We start from the raw sequence: 10,715 nt of genomic DNA on the forward strand, positions 1-10,715 counted from the left end.
CAGCTGCGCCGCCGCACGGCCGGTCGGGGCCGCCAGCGCCACGCGCAGCGAGGGGCCGTACTCGTCGAACATCAACGCCAGGACCCGGGCCACCGTGTGAGTCTTGCCGGTACCCGGTCCGCCCGCGATGACGGTGGTCCAGCCCGCACTGGCCAGGGCCGCTGCGACCCGTTGCCGGTCGGCCCCCTCTTCGGGAAAGTGCCTTCGCAGACCGGTGAGCAACCGGCCGGCATTCATCTCCGGGTGACTGCGTGATCGTTCGTCGAGGAGTTCCCGGATCCGTTGCTCCTGCAGGAAGTACCGCCTCAGATACAGCAACGGCCCTTCCGGTGTCCGGGCGAGATGCAGAGGGCGCAGCGGGCCGGACGACGATCCGGTCACCAACGGGCTGGCTTCGAGTGCGGCCACCACGTCGGCGGACTTGGGCCATGGCAGCGAAGCGGGGTCGACGCCGAACTCGTCCTCGTCGAGAGCGACCTCGGACAGCCGGTCGACCTCGACACAGACCGAACCCAAGCGCACGGCCCGAACGGCAAGCGCAGTGGCCAGCAGAACATCCGGGATGACCTCGGATTTGCTCAAGGCCGCGAGTCGTTGCGCCACATGCACATCGGCCGCGGTCAGTACACCGGCGACGTTGAAGGGCACAAGTGTGGGATGGGCCTTGACCGCGATCCGCGCGTCGTAGTCGACCGTCACAGCTGGACTGTCCTTCCGGAGATCAGGTCGGAGACCGAGACGATCAGCGATGCCGGTGGCTGCCATCGGAACACACCACATCCGGACGGGGTGGCGGTACCGATCATGCCGCGCACGAAATGATACTGCGCGCCTGCGAGATTGACCTGCGGGTCGTAGCCCGGCAGACGCCACCGCAAATAGCGATGCAGCGCAACAGAATAGAGCAGGGCCTGCAGAGGATAGTGTGAATGGATCATCTCGCCGGCCATGCGTTCGGGCGTGTAGTCGAGCGCGCTGAGATCTCCGCGCGCGGTTCGGTTCGTCTTGTAGTCGACGATGACAAACCGATTACCGGGCAGGCGTAACACGGCATCGATGCTGCCGACGAGGAATCCTCGCAGCGGTGGCACCTGCACGCCGCGCAAGTGTTCCGGATAACCGGCGAGCAGGTCGTCGGATGCCAGGTGAGTGACCATCAGGTCGCTGATCTCGCGCAGTGTGGCGGCCTCGTCACCACCGAGCGGGAACTCGAAGTCGAGTTCGGCGAGACGATCCCTGGTCGCGATCTGTCCGAGGGTGGTCTCCGGTTCCAGTCCGAGCGGTGTCTGCAGAACGGCCAGCAACGCGCTCGCCAGGACTGCGGGATCGGCATCCGCCATCCACATCGCAACCGCCTCCCGGCAGTGTGTTGCCACTTCGGCTGCCAGATCCTCGGCATCGGTGTCGATGACCTCCAGCACTTCGTGAACCAGTGTTCCGAACGCGGCCCCGAACGGCAGCGTGTTCATCAGCGAGGGATACGCGAGTTCGTCGGTGCCATGGGCAACCGGCGCGTCGAGCGGTTCGGTGATCTGCTCGTCCGTCTTGTCCGTCGTCTCCGGTTCGCTGGTCACCGCGGGCTCGTGGTGGGTGCCGGCGACCAACGCCGAGTAGGAGGTACGGCGCCAGGTGTGATCGATCCGGCGGGTGAACTCCGCAACCGTGAGCTCGCCCGCCGCGGCCCGCGGCGGAATCCACGGCGGGTCGTCAGCCGATCCGTAGTCGGCCGGTTCCACCCGTACGCCGGTGCCCGCGGCCTGCCCCCAGTCGGTCAGGAACTGGCCCACCTTGGCGTCATCGGGTACCGCCGGACGCGGATCCGGGGTGGTCCGGTCCCGGCTGAAGAGCAGCCGGTGCAGTGGAGACGACCGCGCCGATGTCGCCGGTGCCCACCACAGGACAACCGCCGACGCCGCACGCGTCAGCGCCACATACAACAATCTCAGTTCTTCACCGTTGTCCTCGGTGGCCGAGGCCTCCCGACGATTGCGGTATCCTGGCGCATTCTTGCCGCCGATGTCGAGCAGTCGCCGACCCGATTCGTCGTGGAGCAGAAACGTGTCCGGTGTCGGGTGCTGCGCTCCGTCCCAGCCGTAGGGCACGTAGACGATCGGGAATTCGAGCCCCTTGCTCCGGTGCACCGTGAGCAACTGCACGGCCGCCGCGTCACTGTCGAGGCGCCGGCTTTGTTCTCCCTGATTGCCGGCAGTGGGGTCGTTGATCGATTGCTGGAGCCACCGCACCAGTGCCGTCAAACCAAGACCCTGCTCAACTACCGAACGGTTGCAGAGCTGGGCCACATGCGTCAGATCGGTGAGGCGACGCTCGCCACCGACCACCGACAGGACTCGACCCGGTACATCCCGGACACCGGAGAGATGCTCGTACACGGCCGCGAAACCGGACTCGTGGTACACCGCGACGAGCTCGCGGATCAGTGCGCTGATGTCCGCGGTCAGTCCGTCGGCACCGGAATCGAGTTCGGTGGCAGTCCATCCGAGCAGGGGTGTGAGTGCGGCCAGGCGTATTCGCGCGCTCCGGCTCGGCTGTTCCATCGCCTGCAGCAGCCACAGCCAGTCCAGGGCACCCTGCGTGCTGTACACACTGGTACCGCCGGCCAGCACCGACGGCACTCCCCTGGCGTCCAGCGCCGACTGGATCATGGTCAGGTGCTTGTGATTTCGGACCAGGACCGCGACATCTCCCGGTGCCACCGGACGTTCACCGCCGGAACCACGCAGCGGCGGCCGCGAGTTCAGGAGCCGGGTGAGGTCGGCAGCGACGTCGTCGGCGACCGATCGTCGTAGTCGGTCCAAGGCCGGAAAACCGCTCTTGCCCAGCGGTCCGTGGCCCCGGCGGTTCAGATATCGCAATCGCAGCGGGACCTGTCCGGGCAATCTCGACTCGGTGTGTGTCGCACCGACGTCGTGGACGACGATCTCCGGACTGCCGAGCGCCGCACCGCCGTACACCCGGTCGAGCGCCTCGACCAGATCTGCGTCGCTGCGCCAGTTGGTGGGCAGAGCCTGATGGTTGTCGGCGGCCCGCACGGCCTCGAGATAGCTGAACACCTCCGCCCCGCGGAAGGCGTAGATCGACTGCTTGGGGTCACCTACCAGCACCAGGGTGGTGTGACCGTGAAACGCCAGCCGAAAGATGTCCCACTGCACCGGATCGGTGTCCTGGAACTCATCGACCAGGACCACCTGGAACCGGCTCCGCACCCGTCGGCAGGCCTGCTCTCCGTGCTCCGCGTCGCCGAGCGCATCGCGCAGCAGGATCTGCAGATCGTCGTAGTCGCGAATGTTGGTCTGGCGCTTGCGGCGTTCGACCTCGAGTGTCACCGTCGTCGCGAAATCGATCCGCTGGTACTCGTCGGTGTCGGGGTCAGTGTCCGGGGAGAGCTTCGCCTGTCGCTGGAAGACCGCCTGCCGGCAGAACGAGTGCGCGTCGCCCAGACTGAACGGCGCGGCGCCGCTGCCACTGAAGCGATGGAGGTACAGATCGTCGGTGACCTCGGTGATCAGATCGCTGACGTCCTCGACCAGGGTGATGTCGTTCTCGAAATCCCCGGCCACACCGAGTCCGTCGAGCATGCGACTACAGAACGTGTGGGTGGTGGCGATGGTGGCCGCGTCGAAGTCGGAGACCGCATCGGCGAGGCGACGGCGGCGCACGTCCACCTCTTCCGCCGGACCGGTCGCCAGCATCACCGCCAGTGGGTCGTTCGACTCCTTTGCGGCATCGGGATCGGTCAGAGCGGTGGCCAGACCGGTGAGCCGCAGCCTCGTGCGTTCGCGGAGTTCCGCGGTGGCAAAGCGACTGAATGTCACCAGCAGAAGATCGGAGAGCGGAACACCGTCGGCGACGTACCGGGCCGCGAGACCGACTATGGCATAGGTCTTTCCGGTGCCTGCACTGGCTTCGAGCACTGTGGTGCCGGACGGTAACGGCCCGGTGATGTCGAACGTGACCGGGGCGATGGGGCTTTGGATCATGTCTCAGCGCACCTGTTCCGAATCCAGCAGGGGTGTCCACAAGCGCATGGCACACGCCGCGAATCGCGATCCTTGCTCATCCCAGTCATTTTCCTGCGCCTGCGCCCGCGCGGCGATCACCGATTTGAAGTCGCCCTCATGCAGATACCGGACGTACACGTCCTGGCCGTCGCCGCCGAACTGATTCCCGAAGTTCTTGTCGGCGGCATCCAGTGCCAGGACGGAATCGTCGCCGTGGTGCCGTCGATCGGCATACTCGGCGGCGGCGGCGGTGGGCAGCGGAAGCGGCGATTGCAGCCCGCGATCGCGGAGGTCGACGATCTGCCGCAGCACCGCAACCGGATTCGGCGGAGCGGTCAACGTCGACCGGCGAACACGGCCAAACGGTCCGCGACCAATCACCACTGACGAGGTGACGTCGGCCCCGGAGGCGGCCAGCGCGAGGACCGCGACCCAGGCGGCCAGCCGGTGTTTGGCAGCCAGCCTGGAATAGATCGTCCGGACCAGTGTCCCGCGATGTACAGAAGGGACTGTTCCGGTCAGCCGGCGGCCGTCTCCGAGGTCGATGGTCACGTCGACAACATCGGGATGAGCTTCGTACAGGGGCGCCGCCTCCGTCACCAGCGACTCGACCAGGCCGGAGATCTCCCCGAAGGCCTTTGCGCCCAACAGAAACGGTGGCAACGTACCGCGCCGCAGTTCGGCTCCACGCAACGCATCGGCATCGACTCCGCTCAACCTTGCCTGCAGCATCCGATCGCCGATGGCCCACTTGCCCAACCCGTCGATGTCGGCGCTGAGCACGTCGTTCAGTTCGTCGTCGTCACCCGGCAGGTACATGCCGAGCCGCTGACGGCAGAACGCCCGCATCGGATGCTCCACAAAGGCCATCAGATCCGACAATTCGACATCACCGGTGATCGCCGGCAGCTGTTCCGGCAGGAACTCCGGCTCGGAGACCTGCACCGATTGGGTGGCGACGGCACCGGCAAGCGCTGTCCGGTCGAAGCTGAGAGGATCCGGGGCGGCAAAGTTCACGGGGTCGAAGCCGTGTAACGGGTGAGACCTCAACACCGTCGATCCGTCAACCAGCATCGCATCGGCGGTGTCGAGCAGTTCTCCCACCGGAACCGCCGGTGGCCTGCGCAGTCCGGTCACCGGGTCGGTGCCGGTGTACAGGACGACGAGTTTGTCGATCGCCGACATCGTCGCGTCGAGCAGCAGCTGACGATCCTCACTACGGATATCGCGTTCTCCGACACAAGGATTGCGGGCCAGGATGTCGTCACCATTGATCCCGCCGACACGTGGATAGCTTTCGTCGTCGAGGCCGAGGAGGATGACAACCCGGTGCGGCACCGCCCGCATCGGGACCATGGTGCAGACCGTCAATTCACCGGTGCGGAAGTTGGCCCGCGTCGGACGACCGGCCAGCCGATGCGACAGCATGGCCCGGATGTCCGCGAGCCGGACGGTCGTATCGCCGCCATGCTCGGTGGCCGATGCCAGTTCGCGTAGTGCCTGGCCACGTTGCCACGCGTCGGCTGGCCGCACCGCCGTGAGCAGATCAAGTGCGGTGGCCAGGTTCTCGGCCCACTGTGTTGCCGGCCGCGGCCCTCGAAGACTTGTCAGCGCGGTGTCGAGCCGACTGATGAACTCGGCGAATCTGCCGGCCAGTTCGACGTCGGCGCTGTCCACATCGTCGAGTGGCAACGCGGTGTCGAGCCAGCCGAGTTCGGTTTCGTCCGCGGCCACACCCAAGAGGATCCGGTCGAGACCTGCATCGAAGGTGTTCTGGCGAAAACCACTGAGCCCGAATGGCTTTCGCTGGTTGTCGTTGATGCCCCACCGGGCGCCGGACTCGGCGGTCCATTGCCGCAGGCGTTCGAGGTCGTCGTCGCCGAAACCGAAGCGGGTACGCACCGGCGGTGTGTCCGCGAGATCGAGGACTTCACTGGCCTTGACACGTCCGCCGGCGAGCAGCAGCAGGTCGGTCATCACATCCAGCAGCGGATTGGTCTGGCGCAAGGCCCGGTCGGCCAGCCGAACACGAAGTTCGTGGCCCGGATGTGCGTGACTCACCTGGCCGAATGCCGCCCGGATGAGCGGCGCATGGGTTTCGACATCGGGACACATCACGATCACATCGCGCGGATCGAGCGTCGGGTCTTCCTGGAACAGTCGCAAGACGAGTTCGCGCAGTACCTCCACCTGGCGGGCTGCGCCGTGACAGGAATGAACCTGGACACTGCCGTCGGCCTCGCCCACCGGTTCGGCGACCCGATCGGTGCGCAGTGCATCCTGCAGACGCTCGAGATGCGTGCCCCCGCGGACGTGTTCGTCCGGGTGATGCACATCGGCTGCGGCGACGGCCGACAGATTGATCTGCAGTTCGCGGACCTCACGTGACAGCGACGCCAGCAACGGGTGTTCGATGTCCCGGACGACAACACCACTGCGCCGAAGGGGTACCGGAGCCGACCTGAGCTTCTGCCACATCACCGGGCTGGCATGGGGCAGAAAGAGATTGATGTCTCGATGCGTGCCGAGCGCCGCCAGGACCCGCAACTGTTCGGTGCTGAGCCGGGTGACGCCGAACAGTGACAACCGCTCCGGCAGATCCACCGCGTCGACCCGGTCGACGAGCGCCGCGCAGACCTGCTCGAGCCGTTCGGGCGGACTCGGTGAATCGATCCGCTCACGCAGTAACCGCCACAGATGGGCTTGCCACCGTTGATCAGGATCGAGTGGCTCACCGGCACCGTCTGTGTCCTCGCCGCGGTACCAATCGATGATCATCGTCGGCCGATGCGTTCCGTACCCGCGGAACAGTGCGGTGAGGTGCTCAGCTGTCCCGTAACGGCGTCCGATCCGGAATCCGGGAGTGCGCTTTCCGGAGCCGGCGGAATGACCCAGGTGGCGGGCCAGGATCGCGCACGCCGGGTCATCCACGGCGTCATCGACGACCGACAGCAAGGTCCACAGCATGCGACCGGTCGACCAGGGGTCGTTGTCGAACTGACCCGACGCGACACCGCTGACCCGGGCCATCACGTCATCGACGAGCGAGGCCGGATGCGGAAAGTCGATGTTGGCCGCGATACCGTCCCCGGCGCCCGCAGCCGTCGTACCCAGGCGGGTCGACAACTGCTGCGTCAGCCATCGCTCGACACCCTGCGCCGGAACCGCGATCAGTTCGGGGGCGAACGGATCAGACGGCGCGGTTGTCAAGATCTCGGCAAGCGCACCGACCAGCGTGCTGGTTCGTTCGGCACGGTGCAATGTCAGCACGCGGGGCCCCTTCCCGTTGTCGACCTCGTTCTATCACGAACGCCCGACACAGCCGGTGACCGCGCGACCGACGTCAGGACCGTCTGCGCAACGGAACCGGATCCGCGGATTTCGATTTCAGGAAGGCCCGGATTTCCTCTGAGAGCGGCAGAACCTTGCCGGATTCGGAATCCACGACCACTGCGGTGGTCTCGCACAGCGCGACGATCCTGCCTTTCGGGTCGGAGAGCGAGCTCCCGAAGTCGAAGGACGATCCGCCGAGGCGACTCACCCAGATCCGGGCGGTGATGGACTCGGGGCTGTAGTAGAGCGGTGCGACGAACTCGATTTCCTGACGGGCGATGTGAATGGCCACCTGGTCGTATCCGTCTCGAACCCAACCGGACACCGAACGCACGCGGGCTTCTTCGAAGAGTCTGGCGAATTGCACGTTGTTCACGTGGCGATTGACGTCCATGTCGCCGAAGCGCAATTGCAACGAGACTTCGGTGTACGGAGGGGTGTCATTCACCGCCCTGACTGTAGTAGGTCAGTCACGGTCGAAGTCGAAGCGGGTCTGCCCGTGTGGATTCTTCTCGAAGGCGAGCACCTTTCGTGGTTCGACGCGAAACACCAGGGCGAAGTCGTCGCCGGTCCCGAAGCCACCGGCGGAGGGCTCGAATGCCCACGCCTCGCCGTACTTGTCGAAGAACGCGGCGGCGATGGCCACCAACTCCGACGCGTCGGTGACCTGCACACAGCGACCCTCGATCACCACATCGCACCCGCGCTGCCAGGTGTTCACCCCAGTTGTCACCGTCACCTGATCGTTGACCGCCAGGTTGTGCGACTTCTGTTCATCCGGCCCGCTGCAGAAGTAGAAGAGTTCACCAGCCCAGACCCCGACCAGTGGGGTGCCATGCGGCCGCCCGTCGCGGCGCACCGTCGTCACCCAATACAGCTCGGCTCGCTGCAGGAAGTGCGATGTCGACTCCCAGTCGGCGGGCGACGCTCCCGGTCGGCTGAAACGCTCGTCGAATCGTGTGGTCGGTCGGATTGCCATGATGTCTCCTCGCGTCGGGCGGCCCCTGGACATACCGACCGCGGCAGAGCCGAAGAGTCATCGGTGACCACCGCGGGGCCCCGCGATGCTGGTGACTCGGGGTACTAGGTGCCGCTACCGAACACCTTGGCCCACAGTCGCACCGGCAGAAGCCGCGCAACTTTCATCAACGCGGCCATCGGTACCGGGAACACGACTTCCATCTGGCCCCGTTCGAGGCCCCGACAGATCGAATCGGCAGCCTCGTCGGCCTCGATGAGAAAAGGCATCGGAAACGTGTTCGACTCCGTCAGACCGGTCTTCACAAAACCCGGGCAGACGGTGACCACACGGACGCCCTTCCTGCGCAACGCAACACGCATGCCCTCGAGCATGTTGATCTGGGCCGCCTTCGTGGCGCCATAGGCCTCCGCCCCGCCGAGCCCGCGGTACCCGGCCACCGACGCCACGCCGACGATCGTTCCGCTACGGCCGGCCACCATCCGTGGGAGCACCGCGCCGATGCAGTTGTTCATCCCCAGCAGGTTGACCTGCACATGGCGTTCGAACAGGTCACGGTCCCACGCGGTGGCATCCATCTGCTCCCAGAATCCGGCGTTGATGATCACCATGTCGATGCGGCCGAGTGCCTCACGCACCTGTGTGGCAGCGGAATCCACCGAGGCCCGGTCGGTGACATCGGCAACCACGACGGTCATCGACGAGCCTGCCACCTGCCGCAGTTCGGTCTCCCGGCGCGCCGAGATGGCCACGTGGGCACCACGTTCGACAAGTGCCTTCGCTGTCGCCGCGCCGATGCCACTCGACGCACCGACCACCCACACCCGTTTACCCGCCAGGTCCGTTGTCATGTCAGGTCACCTCTGCATCTGGATTTGGCTGACCTGGAGGTAGTCCGAGGCGAAACCGGCCTCGCAGTACGCCAGGTAGTACTCCCACATCCGCATGAAGGTCTCGTCGAAACCCAACTGCTCCACGGCCTGCCGGTGTTGTGTGAACGATGCTCGCCACCGTCGAAGCGTCTCGGCGTAGTCCTGCCCGAAATCGTGACGTTGTGTGACATGTAGCGTCGTGTGCTGCGCGAGTGTGTTCTCGATCGCCTCGAACGACGGGATCAGGCCGCCCGGGAAAATGTACTTCTGGATCCATCCGAAAGACTTGCGGGTGGCCAACATTCGCTGATGCGGCATCAGGATCGCCTGGATGGCAACCTTGCCTCCAGGTGCGAGCAGCGTGTCGATCTTCTCGAAATAGGTGGGCCAGAACTCCTCGCCCACCGCCTCGATCATCTCGACGGAGACGATCGCATCGAATTGTCCGGTGACGGCGCGATAGTCCTGCAGCCGGAGGTCGACCATGTCCGCCACGCCCTCGGCACCGAGGCGCTCGTCGGCCATCTCGAGCTGTTCGCGCGACAGGGTCACGGTGGTCACATGCGCACCGCGTTTCGCGGCCCTGATCGCCAGGGCTCCCCAACCGGTACCGATCTCCAGAACCCTGCTGCCGGTCCCAACTCCCGCCTGGTCGAGTATCGCGTCGAGTTTGCGGTACTGGGCCTGCTCGAGATCCTGACCGGACGACGGACGCTGCGGATCGAACATCGCCGCGCTGTACGTCATGGTGGGATCGAGGAACGTGGCGAAGAGGTCGTTGCTGAGGTCGTAGTGCGCGCCGATGTTGCGCCGCGAACCCTCGGGGGTGTTCTTGTGTCGGTGCGGGATCTTGGTGTCCACGAAGATCCGCAGCTTCCACCAGGGTTCGGGAACCAACGAGGTCAGGCGAGCGGCGAACGGCGTCAGCGCCTCCCCAAGATCACTGCCTTCGGCGACCCGCCAATCGCCCGCCATGTACGCCTCGCCGAGGCCGATCTTCGGATTGTGGCCCATCCGCTCATGCAGGGCTTTTGGACGGACGACCTCCAGACGTGGGCTGGACGCATCTCCGCCCCCACGGATCGTTCCGTCGGGATAGAGGACCTGGACCTGCGTACGCCGGACGGCCTGACTCACGAAGAACTGGGCGAAACTCGCCAGGAAGCAGACGCCACCGAGAATCGGACGGCGTAAGCAGAACGGCTCCGCCATCGCGGGCAATTGCACTGGTTCGGCCAGGTCGGACATCAAACTCCTTCGGGCGGTGTGTGTGGGGGCCGTGCGCGAACGGGGAGGCGCCGCAACCACAACCATATTCCGTGCAGTGCGATGAGCGCGGAAACACGTTGTGGCATGAGCGGATTGGTGATCAACGTGCGGGTCAGCCGACGCGGCGTGTAGACGGCGGGCCGACCGTCGAAACTCGCGGTGAACACCGGCGTACCGGCATGAAGCAGACTGATCGACATCCCGACCCGCTCGGAATCGAGTCGGACGTTGATGTCGTAGTCG

General features: G+C 65.6%; 8 protein-coding genes. All 8 read right to left on the minus strand.

Features of this window, described 5'->3' with window-relative positions; all coding sequences use genetic code 11:
- Window positions 1-699: AAA family ATPase (locus tag VIQ49_RS09800; protein ID WP_331883829.1), on the minus strand; the 699-nt coding region annotated here is incomplete at its 3' end.
- Window positions 696-3,998 (minus strand): UvrD-helicase domain-containing protein, encoded by a 3,303-nt coding sequence (locus VIQ49_RS09805; protein ID WP_331883832.1) that lies wholly within the window; start codon window positions 3,996-3,998, stop codon window positions 696-698. The genes VIQ49_RS09805 and VIQ49_RS09800, both read right to left, overlap by 4 nt.
- 3 nt (window positions 3,999-4,001) lie before the next feature.
- A complete protein-coding gene (gene recC / locus VIQ49_RS09810) occupies window positions 4,002-7,289 on the minus strand; it encodes an exodeoxyribonuclease V subunit gamma (protein ID WP_331883834.1) in 3,288 nt (1,095 codons plus the stop codon).
- A 73-nt stretch (window positions 7,290-7,362) separates the two neighbouring features.
- Complete coding sequence (locus VIQ49_RS09815) at window positions 7,363-7,800, minus strand: acyl-CoA thioesterase (RefSeq protein WP_331883836.1); 438 nt, start codon at window positions 7,798-7,800, stop codon at window positions 7,363-7,365.
- An 18-nt stretch (window positions 7,801-7,818) separates the two neighbouring features.
- A complete protein-coding gene (locus tag VIQ49_RS09820; protein ID WP_331883838.1) occupies window positions 7,819-8,331 on the minus strand; it encodes a pyridoxamine 5'-phosphate oxidase family protein in 513 nt (170 codons plus the stop codon).
- A gap of 104 nt (window positions 8,332-8,435) precedes the next feature.
- Window positions 8,436-9,182: an SDR family NAD(P)-dependent oxidoreductase gene (locus tag VIQ49_RS09825; RefSeq protein WP_331883840.1), complete on the minus strand. Its 747-nt coding sequence runs from the start codon at window positions 9,180-9,182 to the stop codon at window positions 8,436-8,438.
- Window positions 9,183-9,188: 6 nt separating this feature from the next.
- Window positions 9,189-10,451, minus strand: a complete 1,263-nt coding sequence (locus tag VIQ49_RS09830) for a cyclopropane-fatty-acyl-phospholipid synthase family protein (protein WP_331883842.1) — start codon at window positions 10,449-10,451, stop codon at window positions 9,189-9,191.
- A partial coding sequence (locus VIQ49_RS09835) for a DUF1365 family protein (RefSeq protein WP_331883844.1) occupies window positions 10,451-10,715 on the minus strand: 265 nt, incomplete at its 5' end. The genes VIQ49_RS09830 and VIQ49_RS09835, both read right to left, overlap by 1 nt.

Source organism: Williamsia sp. (assembly GCF_036566845.1).
Lineage (GTDB): Bacteria > Actinomycetota > Actinomycetes > Mycobacteriales > Mycobacteriaceae > Williamsia.

Excerpts from the sequence above, each read along its gene's own strand:
- VIQ49_RS09805 (WP_331883832.1), bottom strand. The coding sequence starts at position 3,998 with ATGATCCAAAGCCCCATCGCCCCGGTCACGTTCGACATCACCGGGCCG.
- VIQ49_RS09820 (WP_331883838.1), bottom strand. The coding sequence starts at position 8,331 with ATGGCAATCCGACCGACCACACGATTCGACGAGCGTTTCAGCCGACCG.
- VIQ49_RS09825 (WP_331883840.1), bottom strand. The coding sequence starts at position 9,182 with ATGACAACGGACCTGGCGGGTAAACGGGTGTGGGTGGTCGGTGCGTCG.
- VIQ49_RS09830 (WP_331883842.1), bottom strand. The coding sequence starts at position 10,451 with ATGTCCGACCTGGCCGAACCAGTGCAATTGCCCGCGATGGCGGAGCCG.